The sequence below is a fragment of the Litoreibacter ponti genome (assembly GCF_003054285.1).
Taxonomy (GTDB): Bacteria; Pseudomonadota; Alphaproteobacteria; order Rhodobacterales; family Rhodobacteraceae; genus Litoreibacter; species Litoreibacter ponti.
In genome coordinates this window covers 2374729-2398831 of sequence record NZ_QBKS01000001.1, presented here as the reverse complement: position 1 = coordinate 2398831, position 24103 = coordinate 2374729, and the positions used below count along the sequence as shown (strand labels likewise).

22 protein-coding genes are annotated in these 24103 nt (G+C 60.7%); 17 read left to right on the top strand and 5 right to left on the bottom strand.

Translation table 11 applies throughout. The annotated features are described in order from the left end of the window. Nucleotides 1-34 precede the first annotated feature (34 nt). Nucleotides 35-2731, bottom strand: a complete 2697-nt coding sequence (secA, locus tag C8N43_RS12165) for a preprotein translocase subunit SecA (RefSeq protein WP_107845854.1) — start codon at nt 2729-2731, stop codon at nt 35-37. A 178-nt stretch (nt 2732-2909) separates the two neighbouring features. Here secA and C8N43_RS12160 point away from each other — a divergent pair, with 178 nt between their 5' ends. From C8N43_RS12160 to mutT, 3 genes are read left to right on the top strand one after another with little or no spacing between them, the layout of a single operon-like run. Beyond that, the gene (locus C8N43_RS12160; protein WP_107845853.1) at nt 2910-3752 is read left to right on the top strand and encodes a peptidylprolyl isomerase; all 843 of its coding nucleotides are present in this window, start codon (nt 2910-2912) and stop codon (nt 3750-3752) included. A 19-nt stretch (nt 3753-3771) separates the two neighbouring features. Next, nucleotides 3772-5007, top strand: a complete 1236-nt coding sequence (gene argJ, locus C8N43_RS12155; RefSeq protein ID WP_107845852.1) for a bifunctional glutamate N-acetyltransferase/amino-acid acetyltransferase ArgJ — start codon at nt 3772-3774, stop codon at nt 5005-5007. Further along, nucleotides 5004-5402, top strand: coding sequence for an 8-oxo-dGTP diphosphatase MutT (gene mutT, locus C8N43_RS12150; protein WP_107845851.1), 399 nt, complete (start codon nt 5004-5006; stop codon nt 5400-5402). Before argJ ends, mutT begins: the two co-directional genes overlap by 4 nt. A gap of 240 nt (nt 5403-5642) precedes the next feature. Here mutT and hemH read toward each other — a convergent pair whose 3' ends face one another. Together hemH and C8N43_RS12140 are read right to left on the bottom strand one after the other, a co-directional pair. Then, nucleotides 5643-6704 carry a ferrochelatase gene (hemH, locus tag C8N43_RS12145; protein WP_107846348.1) on the bottom strand — a complete coding sequence of 354 codons (1062 nt, stop codon included), beginning with the start codon at nt 6702-6704 and terminating at the stop codon, nt 5643-5645. An 11-nt stretch (nt 6705-6715) separates the two neighbouring features. Continuing rightward, a complete protein-coding gene (locus C8N43_RS12140; RefSeq protein WP_107845850.1) occupies nt 6716-7564 on the bottom strand; it encodes a methyltransferase domain-containing protein in 849 nt (282 codons plus the stop codon). A 44-nt stretch (nt 7565-7608) separates the two neighbouring features. On the opposite strand from C8N43_RS12140, the gene C8N43_RS12135 reads away from it, so the two are divergent. Genes C8N43_RS12135 through C8N43_RS12120 form a run of 4 tightly spaced genes read left to right on the top strand, consistent with a single transcriptional unit; the run spans nt 7609 to nt 9893 of the window. Beyond that, on the top strand, nt 7609-8328 hold the full coding sequence (locus C8N43_RS12135) for a double zinc ribbon domain-containing protein (RefSeq protein WP_107845849.1): 720 nt from the start codon (nt 7609-7611) through the stop codon (nt 8326-8328). 36 nt (nt 8329-8364) lie between these two features. Beyond that, nucleotides 8365-8622: a glutaredoxin 3 gene (grxC, locus tag C8N43_RS12130; RefSeq protein WP_107845848.1), complete on the top strand. Its 258-nt coding sequence runs from the start codon at nt 8365-8367 to the stop codon at nt 8620-8622. Further along, on the top strand, nt 8622-9452 hold the full coding sequence (locus C8N43_RS12125; protein WP_107845847.1) for a carbon-nitrogen hydrolase family protein: 831 nt from the start codon (nt 8622-8624) through the stop codon (nt 9450-9452). Before grxC ends, C8N43_RS12125 begins: the two co-directional genes overlap by 1 nt. Beyond that, nucleotides 9453-9893, top strand: coding sequence for a MarR family winged helix-turn-helix transcriptional regulator (locus C8N43_RS12120; RefSeq protein ID WP_107845846.1), 441 nt, complete (start codon nt 9453-9455; stop codon nt 9891-9893). It abuts the gene before it with no gap. On the opposite strand, the gene ubiG is transcribed toward C8N43_RS12120, so the two are convergent. Then, nucleotides 9868-10620: a bifunctional 2-polyprenyl-6-hydroxyphenol methylase/3-demethylubiquinol 3-O-methyltransferase UbiG gene (ubiG, locus tag C8N43_RS12115; RefSeq protein ID WP_107845845.1), complete on the bottom strand. Its 753-nt coding sequence runs from the start codon at nt 10618-10620 to the stop codon at nt 9868-9870. The two genes, C8N43_RS12120 and ubiG, sit on opposite strands and share 26 nt — an antisense overlap. Before the next feature lie 66 nt (nt 10621-10686). Between ubiG and pip the strand changes: the two genes are divergently transcribed. The 5 genes from pip to C8N43_RS12090 all read left to right on the top strand — a co-directional run bounded on the left by pip (nt 10687) and on the right by C8N43_RS12090 (nt 17233). Beyond that, entirely contained in the window at nt 10687-11673 is a 987-nt protein-coding gene (gene pip, locus C8N43_RS12110) for a prolyl aminopeptidase (protein ID WP_107845844.1), read from the top strand. Nucleotides 11674-11769: 96 nt separating this feature from the next. Beyond that, nucleotides 11770-12771, top strand: a complete 1002-nt coding sequence (locus C8N43_RS12105; RefSeq protein WP_107845843.1) for an ABC transporter permease — start codon at nt 11770-11772, stop codon at nt 12769-12771. Further along, complete coding sequence (locus C8N43_RS12100) at nt 12768-13967, top strand: ABC transporter permease (protein ID WP_107845842.1); 1200 nt, start codon at nt 12768-12770, stop codon at nt 13965-13967. Before C8N43_RS12105 ends, C8N43_RS12100 begins: the two co-directional genes overlap by 4 nt. Next, nucleotides 13964-15610 carry an ABC transporter ATP-binding protein gene (locus C8N43_RS12095; RefSeq protein ID WP_107845841.1) on the top strand — a complete coding sequence of 549 codons (1647 nt, stop codon included), beginning with the start codon at nt 13964-13966 and terminating at the stop codon, nt 15608-15610. The genes C8N43_RS12100 and C8N43_RS12095 overlap by 4 nt, the downstream gene beginning before the upstream one ends. 78 nt (nt 15611-15688) lie before the next feature. After that, complete coding sequence (locus C8N43_RS12090) at nt 15689-17233, top strand: ABC transporter substrate-binding protein (protein WP_107845840.1); 1545 nt, start codon at nt 15689-15691, stop codon at nt 17231-17233. Nucleotides 17234-17308: 75 nt separating this feature from the next. On the opposite strand, the gene C8N43_RS19900 is transcribed toward C8N43_RS12090, so the two are convergent. After that, the gene (locus tag C8N43_RS19900) at nt 17309-17443 is read right to left on the bottom strand and encodes a hypothetical protein (protein ID WP_281257880.1); all 135 of its coding nucleotides are present in this window, start codon (nt 17441-17443) and stop codon (nt 17309-17311) included. Between the two features lie 183 nt (nt 17444-17626). Here C8N43_RS19900 and C8N43_RS12085 point away from each other — a divergent pair, with 183 nt between their 5' ends. The 5 genes from C8N43_RS12085 to infB all read left to right on the top strand — a co-directional run bounded on the left by C8N43_RS12085 (nt 17627) and on the right by infB (nt 24008). Beyond that, the gene (locus C8N43_RS12085; protein WP_107845839.1) at nt 17627-18514 is read left to right on the top strand and encodes a VPLPA-CTERM sorting domain-containing protein; all 888 of its coding nucleotides are present in this window, start codon (nt 17627-17629) and stop codon (nt 18512-18514) included. 156 nt (nt 18515-18670) lie between these two features. Continuing rightward, nucleotides 18671-19246, top strand: a complete 576-nt coding sequence (gene rimP, locus C8N43_RS12080) for a ribosome maturation factor RimP (RefSeq protein WP_107845838.1) — start codon at nt 18671-18673, stop codon at nt 19244-19246. After that, complete coding sequence (gene nusA / locus C8N43_RS12075; RefSeq protein ID WP_107845837.1) at nt 19247-20866, top strand: transcription termination factor NusA; 1620 nt, start codon at nt 19247-19249, stop codon at nt 20864-20866. A 23-nt stretch (nt 20867-20889) separates the two neighbouring features. After that, on the top strand, nt 20890-21528 hold the full coding sequence (locus C8N43_RS12070; protein ID WP_107845836.1) for an RNA-binding protein: 639 nt from the start codon (nt 20890-20892) through the stop codon (nt 21526-21528). Then, a complete protein-coding gene (gene infB, locus C8N43_RS12065) occupies nt 21525-24008 on the top strand; it encodes a translation initiation factor IF-2 (protein ID WP_107845835.1) in 2484 nt (827 codons plus the stop codon). The genes C8N43_RS12070 and infB overlap by 4 nt, the downstream gene beginning before the upstream one ends. Nucleotides 24009-24103: the final 95 nt, after the last annotated feature.

The window sequence follows — 24103 nt, the reverse complement described above, 5'->3', positions numbered from 1 at the left end:
GAATCAGACCCTAAATAAGCCGGTGAGGCAAGCTTTAGACAAGCTCGCCGTGACAATGTTTGAATTTCTTGCCAGATCCACACGGGCATGGCGCGTTGCGGCCCGGATTGCCCCAGGTCGAGCGGTCATTCTCGTCAAACCCTTCGAGGGCCGCGGGCTCTTCGGCAGGCGCGGGCGCAGGCGCTTCGGTCTGCTGTGCGGCTTGTTGCTGCGCCATGAATTGAGCAAGCAGTTGTTTTTGCTCTTCTTCGCTGAGCGGACGCACCTTCGAGAGCTTTTCGGTCACATCTAGACGCAGACTGTCGAGCATACCCTCGAACAACTGGAAGCTTTCGGTCTTGTATTCGTTCAGCGGATCTCGCTGGGCGTAGCCACGGAATCCCACGACCGAACGCAGATGTTCCAGCTTCAGAAGGTGATCGCGCCACTTGCCGTCGATGGTTTGCAGAAGAACCTGCTTTTCGATGTTGCGCATCTGCTCGGGTCCGAAATCGACGGCCTTCTTGGCCATGAACTCGTCCGAGGCATCGTAAAGTCGCTCGCGGAGGTCGCCGTCATCGACGCCTTCTTCCTCGGCCCAGTCGATCACTGGCACGTCGATGCCGATCTTTTCCATCACGGCTACATAGAGCCCCTGCGTGTCCCACTGGTCCGCGTAGGATTTCGGCGGGATGTACTGATCAACCAGATCGTCGATCACCTGATGGCGCATATCCTGCGCGATCTCGCCAACCTCTTCGGCCTCCATGATTTCCATGCGCTGGCTGAAGATCGCCTTGCGCTGGTCGTTCATCACGTCATCGAACTTCAGCAGCTGCTTGCGGATATCGAAGTTGCGGCCTTCGACCTTCGCTTGCGCTTTCTCCAGCGATTTGTTCACCCAAGGGTGGGCGATGGCCTCGCCCTCTTTCATGCCCAAGGTGGACAGCATCTTGTCCAGACGCTCGGACCCGAAGATACGCATCAAATCGTCCTCGAGCGACAGGAAGAAGCTCGACCGGCCCGGGTCCCCCTGACGGCCAGATCGGCCGCGCAGCTGGTTGTCGATGCGGCGGCTTTCGTGGCGTTCTGTGGCGAGCACGAACAGACCGCCCGCGTCCTTGACCTCGGCTTCCGCCTTGGCGTGCTCGGCCTCGATGCGGGCGCGGATTTCCTCGGGATCGCCGTCTGGATCGGCATCTACTGCCGCCATGATCTGCATCTCGATATTGCCGCCAAGTTTAATGTCGGTGCCGCGGCCCGCCATGTTGGTGGCGATGGTCACGGCGCCGAGGGTGCCCGCATTCGCGACGATCTCTGCCTCGCGCTCGTGCTGGCGCGCGTTCAGGACGTTATGCGGCACACCGGCCTTTTCGAGCAGCGAAGACAGAAACTCGGATTTCTCAATAGAGGTCGTGCCGACGAGAACCGGCTGGCCTGTCGCGTTGGCCTTTTTGATCTCTTCGGTGATCGCGTCGTATTTTTCCTTGGCCGTGCGGTAGATCGCGTCGTGCTCGTCGATCCGGGCGATGGGTTTGTTGGTCGGCATTTCGACCACACCAAGGCCATAGATTTCCTGAAATTCCTCGGCCTCTGTCGCGGCGGTACCCGTCATACCGGCCAGTTTGTTGTAAAGCCGGAAGTAGTTCTGGAACGTCACCGAGGCGAGTGTGACATTTTCCGGCTGGATCGCGCAGCCTTCCTTGGCCTCGATTGCCTGGTGCAGCCCGCCGGACAGGCGACGCCCGGCCATCATGCGGCCGGTGAACTCGTCCACAAGCACGACCTGATTGTCGCGCACCATGTAGTCCTTGTCCTTGGTGAAAGCTTTGTGGGCCTTCAGGGCTTCGGTGACATGGTGGACAAGCGTGGTGCTTTCGGGGTCATAGAGCGACTGCTCTTCGGGCAGCAGCTCCATCTCGCGCAGGCGCTTCTCGATGAAGTCGTTGCCCTCGTCGGTGATCGTGACCACCCGGGTTTTTTCGTCGAGCTTGAAGTGCTCGTCGGTGATTTCAGGGATCAGTTTGTCGATGGTGACATACAGTTCCGAGCGGTCCTCGGACGGTCCAGAGATGATCAGCGGCGTCCGGGCCTCGTCGATCAGGATCGAATCCACCTCGTCGACAATCGCGTAGTTGTGCCCGCGCTGGGCCATCTCGGCCAGCGACGCGCGCATGTTGTCGCGCAGGTAGTCGAAGCCCAGTTCGTTGTTCGTAGCGTAAGTCACATCGGCGGCGTAGGCCGCCTTCTTCTCGTCGTCGGGCTGCTGCGGGTAGATCACCCCGGTGGTCAGGCCCAACGCGCTGTAGACCTTGCCCATCCATTCCGCGTCACGCTTGGCGAGGTAGTCGTTCACGGTGACAATATGCACGCCCTTGCCGCTCAGCGCGTTCAGGTAGGCCGGGAAAGTCGCCACGAGCGTTTTGCCCTCACCGGTCTTCATCTCAGCGATGTTGCCTTGGTGCAAGAAAATCCCGCCCATCACCTGGGTGTCGAAGGCGCGCAGGCCAAGCGCGCGTTTGGCGGCTTCGCGCACATTGGCGAAGGCTTCGGGCAGCAGCGCGTCGAGGCTTTCGCCTTTCTGGGCGCGCATCGCCATCTGTTCGGTGCGGGTCTTGATCTCGTCGTCGGACAGGGCCTCGAATTCAGGCTCCAGGTCGTTGATCTTGGCGACCAGCGGGCGGACGGCCTTTACTTTGCGGTCGTTCGGCGTCCCGAACACCTTCTTTGTAATGGTTCCCAAACCCAGCATATTTCCGCGCCTTTTATGATCGCTGACATGTATGTGTGCGAAGATGCCTTGCTCCTTGGCCTGTCGCACCATATCTCGACTGCCAAGACGGAGGCCTCCCCGACCTTTGGCGATGTAAGGGGCGGCTCTGATAGTGTCAACGCCGCGCGCCGTCGCGGACCCTTTGGAGACAAGCGAAATGGGCAAATTTTCAACACTTCTGCGTGCGACTGGCCTGGCCGTCACGGTGGCGATGCCAGCTGCCGCGCAAGATGCCGATACGGTGCTGGCGACCGTCAACGGGACCGACATCACCATCGGCCACATGATCGCGCTGCAAGAACGCCTGCCTGATCAGTACAAGCAACTGGCCGACGATGTGCTCTACGAAGGCATGCTCGAGCAGCTGATCCAGCAAACTGCCCTCGCGCAAGAGATGGAAAAGGATGACACCAAGTCGCTCGCCCTGACCCGAGAGAACGAGATCCGCGCGTTCCTGGCAGGCGAGCTGCTGGCCAAGGTCGGCACGGCCGATCTGGACGACGGCTCGGTCGAAGCGCTTTACGAAGAGCGCTACGAGACAGGCGAGCCAGAGATGGAATTCAACGCATCGCACATCCTCGTCGAGACGGAAGAAGAGGCCAACACCGTCATCGAAGAGCTGAGCGGCGGCGCGGATTTTGCCGAGCTCGCCAAGGAGAAATCCACCGGCCCGTCCGGTCCCGGCGGCGGCCTTCTGGGATGGTTCGGCAAGGGTCAGATGGTGCCTGCCTTTGAAGAGGCTGTTCTGAGCCTTGAAGAGGGCGCTGTGACCGAAGCGCCTGTGCAGACCCAGTTCGGCTGGCATGTCGTGAAGCTCAATGAAAGCCGCGCCAAATCCGCGCCGGAGCTCGACAGCGTGCGCGACGAGCTGGAGCGCGAGCTGCGGGCAGCGGCAATCGACAACCGGATCACCACCTTGACCGAAGCCGCCGACATCACCCGTGCCGAGGTTGAGGTTGATCCCTCCATCATTCGCAATCTAGAGCTTCTGAAAGACTAGCAGCTTCGGAGCGCCCGGCATGGCCACAATCACAAAGACCTCCCCCTTGGCACCCAAGGGGGGCTTTCCCTCTCTGCCCGTCATTTCTGGCGTTCGTTTCGCGTCCGTGGCCGCAGGGGTGAAATATCAGGGCCGCACGGATGTGATGCTGGCGGAAATTGCACCGGGGTCCTCTGTTGCTGGCGTCTTCACCCGCTCTGCCACGCGGGCGGCGCCGGTTCTGGACTGTCAGGCGAAGCTCGGCACAGTCGATGACCCGAACGCCGGTTTTGCGTTTCTCGTGAACTCCGGCAACGCAAACGCCTTTACCGGCGGTGCGGGTGTCGCGGCGGTGGGCCATACGGCCGGTGCAGTCGCCAAGACATTGAGTATCCCTGAAAGCCATGTCTACACAGCGTCCACAGGTGTGATCGGTGAGCCGCTGCCCCATGAGAAAATCACCTCTGCCTTAGACAAGCTTTCGGCCGACTTAGACCCTGAAAAGATCGAAGACGCCGCCCAAGCGATCATGACCACCGATACCTTTGCCAAGGGTGCCGAGCGTGTCATCGAGGTCGATGGAAAACCTGTGAAAATCGCGGGCATCGCGAAAGGATCGGGCATGATCGCGCCAGACATGGCGACGATGCTGGTCTACATCTTCACGGATGCCAAGATCAGCCAGCCCGCGTTGCAGGCGCTGGTCTCATCGGAGAACGCCCGCAGCTTCAACTGCATTACCGTCGACAGCGACACGTCCACGTCCGACACGCTGCTGGTGGCCGCGACTGGCGCGTCTGGTGTGGATGTGGAAGGCCATGCTGGTTTCGCGGAGGCCCTGCATGACGTGATGCTCGATCTTGCGCACCTCGTCGTACGGGACGGCGAGGGGGCCACGAAATTCGTCGAAGTGCAGGTCACGGCCGCGGTGAACGACACGGATGCCAAACGCGTTGCCATGGCCATCGCGAACTCGCCCCTGGTCAAGACCGCCATTGCGGGCGAGGACCCGAATTGGGGCCGCGTTGTGATGGCCATCGGTAAATCCGGCGCACAGGCGGACCGGGATCGCATTTCTATATGGTTCGGGGACGTGCTGGTCGCGGAAAATGGCTGGGTCTCACCCGATTATGTCGAGGCGGACGCCGCTGCGCACATGAAAGGCGAGGTGCTCTTGATCCGGGTCGATCTGGGCCTCGACACAGGTGCCGCAACCGTTTGGACCTGTGACCTGACCCATGGCTATATCGAGATCAACGCGGATTATCGGTCGTGAAGATGGTCCTGGTGTCTGCCGTCGCGCTCATTGATGCCGATGGTCGCGTGCTGCTTGCACAACGCCCCGAAGGCAAGTCGATGGCGGGCCTGTGGGAGTTTCCGGGCGGCAAGGTCGAGCAAGGCGAGACGCCGGAACATGCCTTGGTCCGGGAGTTGCACGAAGAGCTTGGGATCGACACATGGGAAAGCTGCCTCGCGCCGCTCACCTTTGCGTCTCACAGCTATGAGGATTTCCATCTTCTGATGCCGCTATTTGCGTGCCGCAAATGGCAGGGTATCCCGAAGGCGCAGGAAGGTCAGACGTTGGAATGGGTCCGCCCGAACAAGCTGCGTGACTACCCTATGCCCGCTGCAGATGTGCCGCTGATCCCGATTTTGCGGGATTGGCTTTAGATTTCGCCCGAAATTCGAGCATATGCCCGATAAATATGGTTAATAATTACTGGATTTAGGTTCGATTTGTATTATCCTCTCTCACAAGACCTTGGGGGAGGAACTTATGCTACGCACAATATCCATCGGCAGCAGCATTCTAATTCAGGGAATGTTCGTCAAAAAGCTGGCCAACGGTTTGATGCGCGTCGCAGTAGACGGCCAAACCTTTGATGGCCGCCCGGTTACGCCCCGCCGGACCTAGATCCAGCCCTTCAGATTGTCATCGATGACGCCGCAAAGCGCATTGATATGCGCGTCATCGTCATTGAGGCACGGAATATAGGTGAAGTGTTCGCCGCCCGCTTCCTCGAAGCTTTCCTTGATCTCTTCGTTGATCTCTTCGAGCGTCTCGATGCAATCGGCGGAAAACGCAGGGGCAATGACGGCGATGTTCTTCTTGCCGTCTTCTTCGGCCAGTCGTGCGACCTCCTCGACCGTGTAGGGCTTCAGCCACTCTTCCGGCCCGAATTTTGACTGGAACGTGGTACAGATCTCGGTATCGGCCCAGCCCAGACGCTCCTTGAGAAGCCGCGTCGTTTTCTGACACTGGCAGTGATACGGATCGCCCTCCATCAGGTAGCGCTTGGGCACACCGTGGTAGGAGCAGACCAGAATGTCCGGCTTCTTCTCCAGTTGCGCGTAAGACCGCTCCACCGATTGCGCGAGCGCGTCGATATAGGCAGGATTTTCGAAATACGCAGGGATGGTGCGGGCGGACGGCTGCCACTTTTCTTCCATCAACGCGCGGAAGAACTGGTCATTGGCCGTGGCCGAGGTCGCGCCGGCGTAATGTGGGTAAAGCGGGAAGAACACGATCTTGTCGCAGCCGCGCTCAATCATCTGGCGCACCTTCGATTTGGTCGACGGATTGCCGTAGCGCATGCAGAAATCGACCTCGATCCGGTCACCATATTTGGCCTTCATCGCGTCTGTGATCTTGGCGGTCTGGTCCTTGGTGATCGTCATCAACGGGCTCTCGCCCGCTTCGTGATTCCAGATGCTTTTGTAGGCCGCGCCGGAGGAGAACGGGCGCTTCGTCAGGATGATCAGCTGCAGCAGAGGCTGCCAGATAAACGGGCTGTAGTCGATGACGCGCTTGTCGGACAGGAACTCGCCCAGGTAGCGCCGCATCGGCCAGTAGGTGTAGTCGTCGGGCGTGCCGAGATTGGCCAGAAGAACTCCAACCTTGCCGAACTTTACCTTCGGATGGTCGGGCCCTGCGTGGGGCAATTCGGTCTCAAGGGCGGTCATGTTCATCATGTTCATTTCTGTCAGTCCTCATCCCCATTAACGGGTTTTGCGTCCGGCCCCAACTCGGTCGTGCCCAAAAAATCTGCAAGCCGCGATTTGGCCGATCCGGGGCGCAGCGGCTTTTGCTGCGTTTCCGAGGGCGCCCACCCGGTCAGGAAGATCATTTCAAACGTCGCCGCAACCCGGTCGGGCCCAGATGGATATGTATCGGTGTATATACGCGCCATCTCCGCAAACAGATTGCGCGGCGGCACCTTTTTTTCCCGCGCGGCAAGCGCGTTGGTCTCGCCCATCGCGCGCAGATCGTACAAAAGCGCAAGCGGGGAGCTGTACGAAACCGTGCGTTTGGAGCTATCGGCAACGGGCAAAGCAAGGCCAGCGCGTTGAAGCAGCCCGCCCAGATCTCGGATTTCGCCCATGGGCGCGATGCGCGGGGACAGCCCGCCGGTGATGCGGGTCTCGGCCTCGGCCAAGGCTGCGCGCAGCTCGACCAGGGTTTGCCCACCAAGCATGGCGACGATCAGCAATCCGTCCGGTTTCAACGCGCGGCGGCATTGAACCAGCTGGCCCACCGGATCGTTTGCCCAGTGCAGGCCCATCGCATGCACGACCAGATCATGCGACTGAGGCTGAAGATCAATCGTCTCGGTATCCGGCACCACCGTCGCATCGGGAAAGGCGGCGCGCCAGATATCCCCGAACCCCGTGACAATCGCAGGTGTCGTAAACGTTCTGTTAACGTCGATGAGCCTTTCTTGGACCTCGAAGATCGCCTCGTCATGCAGAAATCCCGCGAACTCACCCTTCGCGGCGCGCGCGCGGTGGCGGGCGAGCGCGTCAAGATCGAACAGGGCGGGGGCTTGCGACATGCGGAGGCTTCCAGAGGCGAGACATGGCTACTTAGAGGCTAGAGATGAAAATGCAAACCGCGCTGAGGCTTCTGTATCCAAGCCAATGCCTGACCTGCGCAAACCCCGTGGAAGGCGACGCGTCCCTGTGCGGCGGCTGCTGGCGCGAGACGCCGTTCATTTATGGTCTGACCTGCCGAAGCTGCGGTGTGCCGCTGCCGGGCGATGATGACGGCCAAGATGTGCAATGCGACGACTGCCTGACCATCGCGCGGCCTTGGCATCGGGGCGCTGCGGCGATGCTGTACAAGGGCAATGGCCGGTCGATTGCGCTTCGCCTGAAGCATGGCGATCGAACGGACTTCGCGGTTCCCGCCAGCGCGTGGATGGCGAAGGCCGCGCCGCGGATGCCAGCGGACGGCGTTGTGGTGCCGGTTCCGCTTCACTGGTTGCGCCTGCTGAGACGGCGCTACAACCAATCGGCCCTGCTCGCCAAGCGGATCGCGACGCGGCTTGATCTGACCTATCTTCCCGACTCTCTGCACCGGTTTCGCGCCACGGACGTGCTCGACGGCAAGACGCGCGATTTGCGCTTTGCGGCGATGGACCAAGCGATTGTGCCGCATCCGAAACGCGGGGGAGCTCTGGCTGGGAAAGCTGTCTTGCTGGTCGATGACGTTATGACGTCGGGCGCCACGCTCGCCGCTTGTGCTGAGGCTTGTGTTTCAGAGGGCGCACGCAGCGTTGATATGGTGGTGCTGGCGCGCGTGGCGAAAGATGACTAGGTAAGGCGCCAAAGCAAGAGACAAAGGAGCCGCGCCATGGCCCAAGTTGAAATCTACACCTCGCCGCTTTGTGGTTTTTGCCATGCGGCCAAGCGCCTACTGAGCTCCAAGGGCGTCGAATTTGAAGAGACCGATGTCTCCCGCAATCCTGACAAGAAGGGCGAGATGATCTCGCGTGCCAATGGCGGGCGCACGGTGCCGCAGATCTTCATCGACGGCACCCATGTCGGCGGCTGCGATGATCTTTATGCGTTGGAGCAAGCCGGCAAGCTGGACCCGATGCTGGCCGCGTGATGCGGCTCGGCATCCTGCAGCTCAACGTCTCCGACGATCCTGCCGCCAACCTGTCCGGAACGCTCGACATGGTGGAACAGGCCGCCCGCGCTGGCGCGGTGCTGATCGCGACGCCGGAGGTCACGAATTGCGTTTCGACCAGCCGCAAACGTCAGATCGAGATGCTGCGCCAGCAAGACGATGACCCGACGCTGGCGGCATTGCGGCAGGCTGCGAACACGCATGGGGTCTGGCTGCTGATCGGCTCACTGGCGCTCAAGACGGGCGACCCGGACGGCCGCTTCGCCAATCGCAGCTTCCTGATCGACTCCAAGGGCCAGATCGCCGCGTGGTACGACAAGATCCATATGTTCGACGTTACGATCTCGGACAGCGAGGCGTATCACGAAAGCAAAGGTTACCGTCCCGGCGACCGAGCCGTCGTGACAGACACACCCTTTGGCAAGATCGGTTTGACGATCTGCTACGACATGCGCTTCCCGGCGCTCTACCGGACGCTTGCGCAAGCGGGCGCGCGGATCATTTCGGCCCCGTCGGCCTTTTCGCCCGTCACAGGTGACGCCCATTGGGAAAGCCTGCTGCGCGCACGCGCGATTGAGACCGGATGTTTCGTCATCGCGCCTGCGCAAACCGGGACCCATGCCGCGAAGTCGGGCAAGTCACGCACAACTTATGGGCATTCCATGGTCGTTTCGCCTTGGGGACAGGTTTTGCTGGATGCTGGCACCAAGCCGGGTATCAGCGTTCTGGACATGGATTTGGAAGAGGTTAACAAAGCGCGACAGCGTGTCCCTTCCTTGGAGCACGACCGACCGTATACGCTAGACTAGATGACCGAGACCAAAGACACGATCGCCGCCTCGCTGTTCAGCGAGTTGTTCATGGCGGACCAGCTTGCGCGCAACACGCTCAGCAAGGTGCTGCCCAAGGGTATGGAGCTGTCGCATTTCTCGGTTCTCAATCATCTCGCCCAACTCTCGGAGCCGCGCACGCCGGCACAACTGGCCAAAAGCTTCGCGCTTACACGGGGCGCTATGACCAACACGCTCAACAAGCTGGAATGGGCGGGGCATATTCACGTCTCGCCCGATTGGGACGATGCGCGGCGTAAGCAGGTTGTCATCAGCCCGGCAGGGCGCGCGGCGCGTCAGGCGGCACTGGCTGCAATCGGCCCGGTGATGGGCGATCTTGTCGAGAGGATTGGCGAGGAAAAGGTGCGCGGCGCCGTCCCCGTGCTGCGCGCGATCAGGCGCTCGCTGATGGAGACTTGAGGCTTGCGGTGACGTAATTCACCGACAGGTCGCGATCCGACAGGGACCAGTCCCACGTGATCGGGTTGAAAACGAAGCCCTTTCGGTCGACAGGGTCCAGCCCCGCCTTATTGATCAGATGAAACAGCTCATCGGGCGTGATGAACTTGGACCAGTCATGGGTGCCTTTCGGTAGCCATTTCATGATGTGCTCGGCCCCGATGATCGCGGCTAGGAAGCTTTTGGGATTTCGGTTGAGCGTCGAGCAGATCATCAGCCCGCCCGGCTTCAGAAGCGTCTGGCATGCGGTCAGAAAGGCCAAGGGGTCGGCGACGTGCTCTACCACCTCCATGTTCAGCACGACGTCGAATTGCTCGCCCGACGCGGCAAGGCTCTCTGCCGTCGTATGGCGATAGTCGATCTCAAGGCCCGATTGCGCCGCATGAACCTGCGCGACCGGAATGTTACCGCCCGCCGCATCCGCTCCGACGACATCGGCGCCAAGACGTGCCATCGGCTCTGACAGCAGGCCGCCCCCACATCCGATATCAAGTATGCGCAGACCGGCAAAGGGCGCGTCACCGTTGAGATCGCGATCATATTCCGCGGCGATCTGGCTTGTGATATAGTCCAGCCTGCAGGGATTGAGCATATGCAGCGGCTTGAATTTGCCGTTCAGATCCCACCACTCGGCGGCCATCGCTTCGAACTTGGCCACTTCCGACGGGTCGACGGTATTTGTGCTCATGGTACGTCCTTGGATTCTTTTTCATCAGGCATGGTGCCCGGTGGGTCGTGGTTTATATAGGGTCTCATGGACCGATCGTCAGGACAAAACCGCGCTGTGTCGCACCTGTATCCCCCGCTTGATCCCTATGACCAGCGGATGCTGGACGTGGGCGAGGGCCACCGGATCTATGTCGAGCAATGCGGAAATCCCGATGGCATCCCGGTCGTCGTCTTCCATGGCGGCCCCGGCGGCGGGTGTAGCCCAGCGATGCGTCGCTACTTCGATCCGGCGGTTTATCGAATATTCCTGTTCGATCAGCGCGGATGCGGGCGGTCCCGGCCACATGCCAGCGTGCGCGACAACACCACCTGGCATCTCGTGCGCGACATCGAGTTGATCCGCGAGCGCTTCGATGTCGACCAGTGGATCGTATTTGGCGGCAGCTGGGGTGCGACGCTCGCGCTGATCTATGCGCAGGCGCATCCTGACCGGGTCGTGCATCTGGTGCTGCGTGGCGTGTTCCTGATGACGCAGGCAGAGCTTGACTGGTTCTACGGCGGCGGGGCCGGACAGTTTTTCCCCGAGCGCTGGAAACAGTTTGCCGACCTGATCCCGGCCGACGAACAGGATGACCTGATCGCGGCCTACAGCCGACGGCTGTTTTCCGGCGACTTGCCGTTAGAGACCCGCTACGCCCGCGCCTGGGCGGGATGGGAGAACGCGTTGGCCGCGCTCAACGTCGCAGGCGGGCACGGAGAGAGCCCCGCCGACTACGCCCGCGCCTTCGCGCGGCTGGAGAACCACTACTTCACCAACAAGGGCTTTCTGGAAAGCGACGGCCAGATCCTCGCCCGTCGCTCGGAAATCGAGCATATCCCGGCGACCATCGTGCAGGGGCGCTACGACATGATCTGCCCGCCCATTTCGGCCTACAAGTTGGCCTATGGCTGGGCAAAGGCGGATTTGCGCATGATCCGGGCCTCCGGTCATGCCCTGTCGGAGCCCGCAATTACGGCAGAGCTGGTTAAGATTACCGACGAACTTCGCGATAATGAGACCGTAAATCTCTGAAACCGTGAATTTTTCCCGTAAACCGGGTTTACAGCAGGTCTTCAGCCGTTACGCTTTGCTACCAATGGGGATAATTTCGGGATGCTCTGAGAACACGTGGCTGGTCTACTTCGCATCATTTTGCAGCGCCTGGCGCTTGGGGTCGTCACCCTTTTTGCAGTTTCCATTATCATTTTTGTGGCGGTTAACGCCCTTCCGGGCGATTTCGCGCAGGCCATTCTGGGCCAAGGGGCTACACCTGAGGCGGTCGCGGCGATCCGTGAGCAGCTTGGCCTCGATCAAAACGCGTTTACCCGATATGTCACCTGGCTTGGCGGCGTGCTGCGCGGCGACCTGGGTGTTCCCCTTAGCCAAGCGCTGTTTGCCGGCAATTTCGGCACGACCGCGACGGGGACGGATGTGATCACCGTTGTCGAGCAAATCGCGCCCCGGTTGAAGAATACTCTGTTCCTTGCAGGCGTCAGCGCGGCCATTTCGGTGCCGCTGGCGGTTGGCCTGGGTATCCTGACGGCGCTCTATCGTAATTCAGCCTTCGATAAGGCGATGAACGTCTCGACCCTATCGGCGATCTCCAGCCCGGAATTCTTCCTGGCCTACATCCTGATCCTGTTTCTGGCCGTGCTGAACCCGATCTTCCCGTCGCTCAGCAACATCTTCCCCGGCATGGAATTCAGCGACCGGTTGAACAAGACGATGCTGCCTGCCTTGACCCTGACCCTTGCCGTTACCGCGCAGATGATGCGCATGACGCGCGCTGCGATCATCAACCTGCTGGCGTCCCCCTATATCGAGATGGCCCGCCTCAAGGGTCTAAGCCCGATGCGGGTGATCGTGACCCATGCGTTGCCCAACGCCCTCGCGCCGATCATCACGGTGGTCGCGCTGAACCTTGCGTTTCTCGTGACCGGCGTTGTCGTGGTGGAGGTGGTCTTCGTCTATCCCGGTATCGGCCAGCTTTTCGTCGACTCGGTCAAGATCCGCGACATCCCGGTGGTACAGGCCTGCTGCCTGATCTTCGCGGCTGTCTATATTCTGCTCAACCTGACGGCTGACATCCTGTCGATCATTTCCAACCCACGTCTGAGGCATCCGAAATGAACGCGCTTGTTTGGATCATTGGCCTTTTGGCCGTCCTGTCAGCGTTTGGGTGGCTGTTCCGCTTTGCCGGGCAAAAGGCGACGGGCAACGCGCCCTATTTCCGCGATATGACCTTCGGCGTCGCCTTCGGCTACATGCTGGCTGCCGCGGCGCTTCTGTTCACGGTGTACTACTTCTTCCAGCCGCAAAGCGTCGACGGCGTGCCGCAAGCGGGCGTGATCTTCTTCCGCTGGGCCGTGCAGGGCTTGTTGATGTTCGCCGCCGCCGCATGGGTCTTTCGCACGATCTTTCGCAATGTGGGCACTGAAGCGAGCAAGAAGCTGTTCCGCTCCATGCCGCTGACCGCCGCCTTTGGCGTGCTGGTGATCATTGTTTACGCCATCGTTTCGATCTTTGCTGGCGTCATTGCGCCCCACGGTCAGGAAGAGGTTCTGGGCGCTGCCAATGTCGTTGCAGGCGGAAACCCGGCGCTGGGCGGCAATCCGGACTTCCCACTGGGCACCGACCAGATCGGTCGCGATATCCTGTCGCGCCTGATTTTCGGGGCGCAGAACACGGTGGGCATTGCATTCGTGACGACGTGCCTTGCGTTCCTGCTGGGCGGCTCGCTGGGCTTTCTGGCGGCGACACTGGGCGGATGGCTTGATCAATTGCTCAGCCGCGTCGTCGACGCGCTGATGGCGATCCCGGCCCTGATCTTCGCGCTGCTCTTGATGACCATCGCGACCGCTTGGGCGGGGAACGAGAAGTGGCAGGTGACGATCTACATGATCCTGATCATCGCGGTCATCGACTCGACACGGGTCTTCCGCCTGTCGCGCGCCGTGGGTCAGAATATCGTCGTGATGGATTATATCGAGGCCGCCAAACTGCGCGGCGAGGGGCTTGGGTACTTGGTCTTCCGCGAGATGCTGCCCAATGCCTACGCGCCGCTTCTGGCCGAATTCGGATTGCGGTTCTGCTTCGTGTTCCTGACGATCGCATCGCTGTCCTTCCTGGGTGTCGGCATCCAGCCGCCCTTCGCGGATTGGGGCACCATGGTGCGCGACCTGTCGCAGTTCATCAATTTTGCCGCTTTCGCGCCCAACGCTGCCGTAACGCCGTTGCTGGCCGCGGGTGCCATTGCGCTGCTGACCGTGGGGGTCAACTTCGTTGTGGACTGGATGCTGCACAAATCCTCGGGGCTGAAAGAATGAGCGATCCGCTGCTGAAAATTCGCGGCCTCAAGATCGAAGGCCGCTCTGACGAGACCTGGAACCCGATCATCAACGGTGTCGATCTTGACCTGAACAAGGGCGAGGTTCTGGGGATGATAGGCGAATCCGGCGCGGGCAAGTCCACGATTGGCCTCGCCGCCATGGGCTACACCCGCGATGGGGTCCGCATTTCCGAAGGCACAGTCGAATTTGACGGCGTCGAGCTGACCAAGGCATCGGCGGCGGTGAAGCGCGCGCTCCTTGGCAAGCGCATTGCATATGTTGCGCAGTCTGCGGCGGCCAGTTTCAACCCAGCGCATAAGCTGATGGACCAGCACACTGAAGGTCCGGTTCAGCACGGCGTTGCCGGCAAGGCCGAAAGCACGAAGGACGGGATCGAGCTTTATCGGCGCTTGCGTTTGCCCAATCCGGACGAGATCGGTTTCCGCTACCCCCATCAGGTCTCCGGCGGCCAGCTGCAGCGGGCGATGACGGCGATGGCGATGGCCTGCCGACCAGACCTGATTATCTTTGACGAGCCGACCACGGCGCTCGACGTGACCACCCAGATCGAGGTTCTGGCCTCGATCCGCGATATCGTCGATCAATTCGACACCGCGGCGATCTACATCACTCACGACCTAGCGGTCGTGGCGCAGATGGCCGACAAGATCAAAGTGCTGCTGAAAGGCGACGAGGTCGAAGAAGCCGACACCCGCACGATGCTGTCCCACCCAAAGGAGGACTATACCAAGTCACTATGGGCCGTGCGCAGTTTTGAGCGTCCTGCAAAGCCCGCGATCAACACGTCGGCAACGCCTGTCGTGAGCGTCTGCGGCGTGACGGCGGCCTATGGCAAGATCGACGTGCTGCACGATGTCAGCTTCGACATCCATGCGGGCCGCACGGTGGCCGTGGTGGGCGAAAGCGGTTCGGGCAAGTCCACGACCGCGCGCTGCATCACCGGGCTTTTGCCGCCGCGCATCGGGCATATCGAATTTGACGGGCAGAAGCTGCCCCTGAGCTACAAGAGCCGCAACAAGGATCAGCTGCGGCAGGCCCAGATGATCTACCAGATGGCCGACACCGCGTTGAACCCGCGCAAGAGCATTGGCGAGACCATCGGGCGGCCGGTTGAATTCTACCTCGGCCTCAAAGGCCGCGAGAAGCGCAAGAAGGTCGAAGAGCTGCTGGCCGAGATCGAGCTGGAGCCCACGCAATATATCGACCGGCTGCCATCCGAGCTGTCGGGCGGCCAAAAGCAGCGCATCGGCATCGCCCGCGCGCTGGCCGCGGAGCCGAAGTTCATCATCTGCGACGAGGTGACATCCGCGCTGGATCAACTGGTTGCGGAAGGCATCCTGAAGCTCTTGGCTAAGCTGCAGGACGAAAAGGGCCTCAGCTACATGTTCATCACCCACGATCTGGCGACCGTGCGGTCGATCTCTGACGAGGTGGTGGTGATGAAAGATGGCGAGGTGGTGGAGCAGGGGCCAAAGGCCGACATGTTCAAGCCGCCGCATCACGCCTACACCGATTTGCTACTCAGCTCGGTGCCGGAAATGGACCCGGACTGGCTGACCAACCTGCTCAAAGAACGCGGAGTTGATAACATCGGCGATGCGGCAGTTGATAAGATGTAGCACGAATCGCCCCCCACTCTGGGGCTGACAACACGGGCGGGGAAAGCCGCCTGATCTGACAACAATGGGAGAAAATGTATGTCACAGATTTCAAGACGCAGCCTGCTGAAGACAGGTGTTGCCGCGGGCGTTCTGTCCGCGACGGGCCTGCCGGTGCGCGCGCAAGCCAAGAAGGGCGGGCGCCTGCGCCTTGGCCTTGCTGGCGCCAACACATCCGACAGTTGGGACGGTCGGACGCATTCTGACAGCTTCATGATCATGTGCGCCCACGGTGCCGTGTTTGATTGCCTGACCGAAGTCAGCGCCGACGGGCAGCTCACCGGCGAGCTGGCGGAAAGCTGGGAAGCCTCTGCCGATGCCAAGACCTGGACCTTCAAGCTGCGCCAGGGCGTGACCTTCCACAACGGCAAGTCCTTCGGGGCCGACGATGTGATCGAGTCGCTCAACATGCACGTGGCAGAAGGCGCCAAGTCCGCTGCACAGCCGATCGTATCGGCCATCACCGAGATGAAGAAGCTGGGCGAGCACGAGATTCAGATGACGCTGAAGGCCGGCAACGCCGACTTCCCGTTCCTGCTGTCTGACTACCACATCATCATGTTCCCTGCGGGCCAGATTGACGAGGCGATCTCGAAGGGTATCGGCACGGGCCTTTACCAGGTCGAGTCCTTCGATCCCGGTGTCCGTTTCGTCGGCAAGCGCTACCCGAACCACTACAAGGGCGACAGCGCAGGGCACTTTGACGAGGTCGAAGTCATCGCGATCAACGACAGCTCCGCCCGGATGAACGCGCTGATGACCGGACAGGTCGATGCGGTGAACCGGGTCGACTTCAAGACCGAGGCCCTGCTGAAGGCCAACCCGATGGTCGAGATCATGGAAGTGACAGGCAACCAGCACTTCACCTTTCCGATGCTGACCGGCGCGGACCCCTTCACCAACCTGAAGGTGCGTCAGGCGCTCAAGCACTCCGTCAACCGCCAGGAACTGGTCGACAAGATCCTGCAAGGCCATGGCAAGGTTGCCAACGACCACCCGATCGGCCCCGCGAACCAGTATTTCGCTGCCGATCTGGAGCAGAACGACTACGATCCGGACCGCGCCAAGTCCCTGCTGAAAGAAGCCGGTATGGAAGGCCTGAAGGTCGATCTGTCAGCCGCCAACGCGGCGTTCCCGAACGCCATAGACGCGGCCCAGCTGTACCAGAACTCGGCCAAGGCATCCGGCATCGAGATCAACGTGGTCCAAGAACCCGATGACGGCTACTGGTCCAACGTCTGGCTGAAGAAGCCATGGTGTGCTTGCTACTGGTCCGGCCGTGCGACCGAGGACTGGATGTTCTCGACCGCCTACGAGACCGGTGTTCCGTGGAACGACACGGGCTGGGAAAATGCACGCTTTCAGGAGCTGCTACTGACCGCCCGCGCGGAGCTCGATAGCGCCAAGCGCAAAGAGATGTACACCGAGATGCAGATGCTCTGCTCGAAAGAAGGTGGCACGGTCGTGCCGATGTACGCCAACTATGTGGACGCGCATTCGTCGAAGCTGGCCAACTCGGGTACCATCGGCAACGTGTTCCAGATGGACAGCTCCCGCTTCATGGAGCGTTGGTGGTTCGCGTAAGCGCGCCGGTCTGAGAAATAAGAAACGCCCCGTCTGACCGGACGGGGCGTTTTTCTTTTTGGTGCGGACTTGGGCTTAGGCGCCTGCTGCTGCACGCTCCGCGTCGCGCTTTTTCCACGTGCGGTTCATCACCACATACATGACTGCCACGCCGCACAGGAACGCGCCGCCGCCGACCGAGGCCAGCATTGCAAAGTTGTAACCATCCATAACTCGTCTCCTTCCAGAATTGACAGGATGCACGGTTAAGGGGCGATTGGGGCGACTTTCCGACCAGATTACGGTGATTTAGGTGGTGCGGGCGCTGTTGATTTGGGGCTGAAGATTGACTCAAAAGGACATTTTCTTAGTGTTTAAGGCTTAACCACGATTCCAGCTTAAAGAGGATCAATTATGAGAGGACTTTTTCTCGCATCTATTTTCATAGGACTTTTTGTCAGCGTCTCATCCGCTGCGACATTCAATTCAGGTGTCCGAACCACGGCGGAAGATCTTGATACGACCGATATTAGGGTCGTGAACAACCAGGATCGCGGGGTCAGCAATTTTCTGAACCCCATTGATGACAGTCAGGCCGCGAGCCTCGGTCGCGCGGACGCAGCAGCCGATCTGGAGGTCGATCCGACCACGGGCATTTTCAAGCTCGGGTCAAGCGCGACATTCGGGCCAGGCGCACCTTTCAGAGGTCGTGCAACCAGCAGTGCGTTGATTAGCGTAAGCGAGAGTTTTTCAGCCACGACCGCCGGGCAAATTACCTTTCTGTTCGACTTCGATGGCATGCTGAGCGCAAGTGGCCCGAACAGTTCGACGTCCTTTAGCGCAACCCTTAGGGCAACGGCATTCGCCAGTGGCTCAAATATCTTTCAACGCCAAGAAGCGCGGTCCAACAACGTTGTCAGCTTCCTCGACGGGTCTTTGAGCACGATTGTCGGTGGAAGCGTCGCTCCGCCCGCGGACGTGATTTCGATAGATCAGGTGATTCAAGTCACGCTCGATCTGAATGCAGGCCAAAGCTTTGGTGTGCTTTTGAGCCTCAATAGTGGAAGCTCGGGAAGCGCAAATGGTGGGTCGGGCACCAGCGATTTTCTCAGCACAGGGTATCTGTCCTATGTCACGAGCGATGGGTTTAGCTTCACGCAAAACACACCCTCGTTCCTGAGTAACGCCGAAGGCCGTCCCTCGGACGAGCCGGAGCCTGATCCCGTGCCACTACCCGCCACCTTGCCGCTTCTGATCGCAGGTCTCGTTGGCCTGCGGGCACTTCGCAAACGGGCGGCTTAGGTCGAACTCCTGCAAGGCTGTAAATTGCAGCCTTGCAGACTCACGCGGGTTTCCGTATATCGCTGCTCAACAGCGGCGCGCTGGTCTCCACCCCCGGCGCCCACCGAATTCACCAACGGGCCGCGTGCCCGTTTTTTTGTGCTCGCAGAGGACTGCATGTCTGACCTGATCGCCAAAGCCGCCATCGACCGCCGTCTGGCCGAGATCGCCCAACCCGTCATCGAGGGGCTGGGCTATGAGCTGGTGCGCATGCGGCTGATGGGCGGCAAAACGGATGTCGTGCAGGTGATGGCCGACAAACCCGAAGGCGGGATCGAGGTCGATGACTGCGCCAAGATTTCCACCGCATTGTCTGCTATCTTCGATGTCGAAGATCCGATTGCGGGGGAATACAACCTCGAGGTTTCGAGCCCGGGCATTGATCGCCCGTTAACGAGACTTAAAGACTTCGAGATGTGGGATGGCTACGAGGCCAAGATCGAGACCGAAGAGCTGATCGACGGCCGCCGCCGCTTCAAGGGCCAGCTGGCCGGGGTCGAGGGCGACGAGGTTCTGATCACCATCGAAGAAGGCACAATTGGCCTGAAATTTGACTGGCTCACGGACGCCAAATTGGTGCTGACCGACGAGCTGATCCGCGACGTATTGAAGGCCCGCAAGGATGCGGGCGAGATAGATGAAACCCAGTTCGACGAGGTTCAACAGATCGTCGAAGGTGAAGGAGACTCTTAAATGGCAATCACATCAGCCAACCAGCTGGAGCTGCTGCAAACCGCAGAGGCCGTAGCCCGCGAGAAGATGATCGACCCGGAGCTGGTCGTCGAAGCGATGGAAGAGAGCCTCGCCCGCGCTGCCAAGTCGCGCTACGGCGCAGAGCTCGACATCCGCGTCTCCATCGACCGCAAGACCGGCAAGGCGACCTTCACCCGTGTCCGCACCGTGGTCGAAGACGATATGGTCGAAAACGACCGCGCAGAGCTGACCGTAGAGCAGGCCGCCGATTATCTGGACGACCCGAAAGTAGGCGACACGATTGTCGATGAGGTCCCGCCGGTCGAGATGGGCCGCATCGCCGCGCAATCCGCCAAACAGGTCATCTTGCAGAAGGTTCGCGAAGCCGAGCGGGATCGCCAGTACGAAGAATTCAAAGACAAGGCGGGCACGATCATCAACGGTCTGGTCAAGCGCGAAGAGTACGGCAACGTTATCGTCGATATTGGCCGTGGCGAAGCGATTCTGCGCCGCAACGAGAAGATCGGCCGCGAAGCCTATCGCCCCAACGACCGGATCCGCGTCTACATCAAGGATGTGCGCCGCGAGCCGCGCGGGCCGCAGATCTTCCTGTCGCGCACCGACCCGCAGTTCATGGCTGAGCTTTTCAAAATGGAAGTGCCCGAAATCTACGACGGCATCATCGAGATCAAGGCTGTCGCCCGTGACCCGGGCTCCCGCGCCAAGATTGCCGTGATCAGCTACGACAACTCGATCGACCCGGTCGGGGCCTGCGTCGGTATGCGCGGCTCGCGCGTGCAGGCCGTGGTTAACGAGCTTCAGGGCGAGAAGATCGACATCATCCCGTGGAACGAAGACCAGCCTACCTTCCTTGTGAACGCGCTGCAGCCTGCGGAGGTCAGCAAGGTGGTTCTGGATGAGGAAGCCGAGCGGATCGAAGTCGTGGTGCCGGAAGAGCAGCTGTCGCTCGCCATCGGTCGCCGCGGCCAGAACGTGCGTCTGGCCTCGCAGCTGACCGGTCTTGATATCGACATCATGACCGAGGAAGAAGAGAGCGCGCGCCGTCAGGCCGAGTTCGAAGAGCGCACCAAGCTGTTCATGGACACGCTGGACCTCGACGAGTTCTTTGCCCAGCTGCTTGTCTCCGAAGGGTTCACCTCGCTTGAAGAAGTGGCCTATGTCGAAGTCGACGAGCTGTTGGTCATCGACGGTGTGGATGACGACACCGCAGGCGAGCTGCAGGCGCGTGCACGCGACTATCTGGAAGCCCAAGCCAAGAAGGCGCTTGAAAATGCCCGCGAAATGGGGGCCGAGGACAGCCTGATTGAATTCGAAGGCCTGACACCCCAAATGGTGGAAGCGCTGGCAAAGGATGACGTGAAAACCCTTGAGGATTTCGCAACCTGCGCTGACTGGGAACTGGCCGGCGGCTGGACTACGGTGGATGGCGAACGCACCAAGGATGATGGCGTGCTGGAGCCGTTCGACGTGTCCCTCGAAGAAGCGCAGAACCTTGTGATGACGGCGCGCATTCAGCTTGGCTGGGTCGATCCGGCGGATCTGGTCTCCGAAGAGGCTGAGGGCGAAGAAGGCGAAGCCGCAGAGGAGGCCGAGGCCTGATCCCAGGCCTCGGGACACCGGTCATGAGCCGCGGCGGTCGAGATAAAACGGAAGACGGACCCGAGCGGCGCTGCATCGCCACCGGGGAGCTGCGTGATCCAGCGCGGATGATCCGGTTCGTGGTGGGCCCGGACGGCCAAGCGGTGCCGGATGTGTCCGGCAAGCTGCCCGGTCGCGGCATGTGGGTTAGCGCGGACAAGGACGCGCTGCAGGCCGCGATCAAGAAAAAGGCGTTCTCGCGCTCGGCCAAGGAGCAGGTCACCGTTCCGGACGACCTGTTCGCGCAGACCGAGACGCTGCTGGCGAAGCGATTGGTGAACCTGATCTCGCTGGCGCGTAAGGCCGGTCAGGCGGTGACCGGGTACGAGAAGGTGAAGGGCCTGCTGGAAACAGACCGGGCCAAGCTGCTGGTGCAAGCCAGCGACGGGTCCGAAAGGGGCAAATCGAAGCTCCACTCGCCGCCCGGAAAAGACGTATTTATTGGCTGTTTGACCGCTCAGGAATTGGGTTTGGCTTTCGGCCGGGAAAGTGTGATACATGGCGCCTTAACGGCCGGAGGACTCAGCAAACAAGTGCAAGCTGAGGGAATCAGGCTGAAAGGTGTCCGCGGACATAGCGGCGGAAAATCAAAATCCCGCCCGAAAGGAAAAGACGACGCATGAGCGATAGTGACGGCAAAAAACCCCTGGGCCTTAAAGGCGCACGTCCCGGCAACGTGAAGCAAAGCTTCAGCCATGGGCGCACCAAGAATGTGGTGGTGGAAACCAAGCGCAAGCGCGTTGTGGTGCCAAAGCCTGGCGGCTCCAAGCCTTCGATCACCGGTAGCCCGCAAGTGGGTGACCCGTCCAAGCGTCCTGCCGGCATTTCTGATGCGGAGATGGAACGCCGGATGAAGGCACTTCAGGCGGCCAAGGAACAAGAGGCAGCTGATGCCGCCCGCCGCGACGCGGAAGAGAAAGAGCGCGCGGCGGATCGCGAGCGTCGTCGCGCCGAGGCTGAGGCCAAAGAGCGCGAAGAGAAAGAGCGCGAAGACGCGCTGAAGGCAAAAGCCGAAGAAGATGCCCGCAAGAAGCGCGAGGCCGAGGCCGCCAAAAACGCACCGCCCCCGGCGGCTGCCGTGCCGGGCGAGCCTGCGGTCGCGCCTTCGGGTCCCCGTGGTGGTGGCAAAGCTGCGCCCACGCCCGCCCGCCGTGATCGCGACGACCGCGACAATAAGGGCGGCAAAGGTCGCGCCGATGATGGACGCCGCTCCGGCAAGCTAACGCTGAACCAGGCGTTGCGTGGCGGTGAAGGTGGTCGTCAGAAATCCATGGCCGCAATGAAGCGCAAGCAAGAGCGTGCCCGCCAAAAGGCGATGGGCGGCTCCGTCGAGCGCGAGAAGGTGATCCGTGACGTGCAACTGCCCGAGGCCATCATGGTCTCCGAATTGGCGAACCGTATGTCCGAGCGCGTCGCAGATGTTGTGAAAGCGTTGATGACCAACGGGATCATGGCAACCCAGACGCAGACCATCGACGCTGACACCGCCGAGCTGATCATTGAAGAGTTCGGCCATAACGTGGTGCGCGTGTCTGACGCTGACGTCGAAGACGTGATCAAGGAAGTCGAAGACGACGAGAAAGATCTCAAGCCGCGCGCCCCGGTGATCACGATCATGGGACACGTCGACCACGGCAAGACGTCGCTGCTGGACGCAATCCGCAACGCCCGTGTGACCGCGGGCGAGGCCGGCGGCATCACGCAGCATATCGGCGCATATCAGGTCGATCAGGACGGCAGCGAGCTGACCTTCCTCGACACACCCGGCCATGCCGCGTTCACCTCCATGCGGGCCCGTGGTGCGCAGGTGACCGATATCGTGGTTTTGGTGGTTGCTGCTGACGACGCCGTCATGCCGCAAACCATCGAGGCGATTAACCACGCCAAGGCCGCCGAAGTGCCGATGATTGTGGCGATCAACAAGATCGACAAGCCGGAGGCCAACGCTGACAAGGTCCGTACGGATCTGCTGCAACACGAGGTTATCGTCGAGAAGATGTCGGGCGACGTGCAGGATGTCGAAGTCTCTGCCCAGACGGGCCAAGGTCTGGACGAGCTGCTTGAAGCGATCTCGCTTCAAGCGGAAATTCTTGAACTTAAAGCGAACCCCGACCGCGCCGCCTCTGGCGCCGTGATCGAGGCGCAGCTCGATGTGGGTCGCGGTCCCGTCGCGACAGTTCTGGTTCAGAACGGCACGCTTCACCAAGGCGACATCTTCGTCGTGGGCGAGCAGTGGGGCAAAGTCCGCGCAATGGAGAACGATCAGGGCGCCCGCGTGAAGGACGCCGGTCCGTCCGTTCCTGTTGAGGTGCTTGGCCTCAACGGTACCCCTGAAGCAGGTGATGTGCTGAATGTGGTGGATACCGAAGCGCAGGCGCGTGAGATCGCCGAATACCGCGCTCAGGCCGCCAAGGACAAGCGCGCGGCCGCCGGTGCTGCGACTACGCTCGAGCAGCTGATGGCAAACGCCAAGGCGGACGAGAACGTGTCCGAGATGCCCATCGTGGTGAAGGCCGACGTGCAAGGTTCTGCCGAGGCCATCGTGCAAGCGATGGAAAAGATCGGCAACGACGAGGTGCGCGTGCGCGTCTTGCACTCTGGTGTGGGCGCAATTACGGAATCCGACATCGGCCTCGCCGAAGCCTCTGGCGCGCCAGTGTTTGGCTTCAACGTCCGGGCAAACGCCTCGGCGCGGAACACGGCGAACCAAAAGGGTATCGAGATCCGTTACTACTCGGTCATCTACGACCTTGTGGACGAGGTGAAAGCCGCGGCCTCCGGCCTGTTGTCTGCCGAGATCAAAGAGAACTTCATCGGCTACGCCGAGATCAAAGAGGTCTTCAAGGTCACCGGCGTTGGCAAGGTTGCAGGCTGTCTGGTCACCGAAGGTGTGGCGCGCCGGTCTGCGGGTGTGCGCCTGCTGCGCGACAACGTGGTGATCCACGAAGGTACGCTGAAGACGCTCAAACGCTTCAAGGACGAGGTTGCTGAGGTGCAATCCGGTCAGGAATGCGGCATGGCGTTCGAGGCCCATGACGATATCCGCCCCGGTGATGTGATCGAGATCTTCACGCGCGAAGAGGTCGAGCGCTCGCTCGATTGATCTGCGGGACCAACAAACAACAGGGCCGCCCTATATCGGGCGGCCCTTTGTATTTTCGACCTATCGGATTAACTTGAACCCTAGAACAGCAAACG

What these genes read in the sequence shown, in the direction of transcription:
- secA (WP_107845854.1), bottom strand. Translation starts at nt 2,731, where the DNA reads ATGCTGGGTTTGGGAACCATTACAAAGAAGGTGTTCGGGACGCCGAAC.
- C8N43_RS12160 (WP_107845853.1), top strand. Translation starts at nt 2,910, where the DNA reads ATGGGCAAATTTTCAACACTTCTGCGTGCGACTGGCCTGGCCGTCACG.
- argJ (WP_107845852.1), top strand. Translation starts at nt 3,772, where the DNA reads ATGGCCACAATCACAAAGACCTCCCCCTTGGCACCCAAGGGGGGCTTT.
- hemH (WP_107846348.1), bottom strand. Translation starts at nt 6,704, where the DNA reads ATGATGAACATGACCGCCCTTGAGACCGAATTGCCCCACGCAGGGCCC.
- C8N43_RS12140 (WP_107845850.1), bottom strand. Translation starts at nt 7,564, where the DNA reads ATGTCGCAAGCCCCCGCCCTGTTCGATCTTGACGCGCTCGCCCGCCAC.
- C8N43_RS12135 (WP_107845849.1), top strand. Translation starts at nt 7,609, where the DNA reads ATGAAAATGCAAACCGCGCTGAGGCTTCTGTATCCAAGCCAATGCCTG.
- grxC (WP_107845848.1), top strand. Translation starts at nt 8,365, where the DNA reads ATGGCCCAAGTTGAAATCTACACCTCGCCGCTTTGTGGTTTTTGCCAT.
- C8N43_RS12125 (WP_107845847.1), top strand. Translation starts at nt 8,622, where the DNA reads ATGCGGCTCGGCATCCTGCAGCTCAACGTCTCCGACGATCCTGCCGCC.
- C8N43_RS12120 (WP_107845846.1), top strand. Translation starts at nt 9,453, where the DNA reads ATGACCGAGACCAAAGACACGATCGCCGCCTCGCTGTTCAGCGAGTTG.
- ubiG (WP_107845845.1), bottom strand. Translation starts at nt 10,620, where the DNA reads ATGAGCACAAATACCGTCGACCCGTCGGAAGTGGCCAAGTTCGAAGCG.
- pip (WP_107845844.1), top strand. Translation starts at nt 10,687, where the DNA reads ATGGACCGATCGTCAGGACAAAACCGCGCTGTGTCGCACCTGTATCCC.
- C8N43_RS12100 (WP_107845842.1), top strand. Translation starts at nt 12,768, where the DNA reads ATGAACGCGCTTGTTTGGATCATTGGCCTTTTGGCCGTCCTGTCAGCG.
- C8N43_RS12095 (WP_107845841.1), top strand. Translation starts at nt 13,964, where the DNA reads ATGAGCGATCCGCTGCTGAAAATTCGCGGCCTCAAGATCGAAGGCCGC.
- C8N43_RS12090 (WP_107845840.1), top strand. Translation starts at nt 15,689, where the DNA reads ATGTCACAGATTTCAAGACGCAGCCTGCTGAAGACAGGTGTTGCCGCG.
- C8N43_RS19900 (WP_281257880.1), bottom strand. Translation starts at nt 17,443, where the DNA reads ATGGATGGTTACAACTTTGCAATGCTGGCCTCGGTCGGCGGCGGCGCG.
- C8N43_RS12085 (WP_107845839.1), top strand. Translation starts at nt 17,627, where the DNA reads ATGAGAGGACTTTTTCTCGCATCTATTTTCATAGGACTTTTTGTCAGC.
- rimP (WP_107845838.1), top strand. Translation starts at nt 18,671, where the DNA reads ATGTCTGACCTGATCGCCAAAGCCGCCATCGACCGCCGTCTGGCCGAG.
- nusA (WP_107845837.1), top strand. Translation starts at nt 19,247, where the DNA reads ATGGCAATCACATCAGCCAACCAGCTGGAGCTGCTGCAAACCGCAGAG.
- C8N43_RS12070 (WP_107845836.1), top strand. Translation starts at nt 20,890, where the DNA reads ATGAGCCGCGGCGGTCGAGATAAAACGGAAGACGGACCCGAGCGGCGC.
- infB (WP_107845835.1), top strand. Translation starts at nt 21,525, where the DNA reads ATGAGCGATAGTGACGGCAAAAAACCCCTGGGCCTTAAAGGCGCACGT.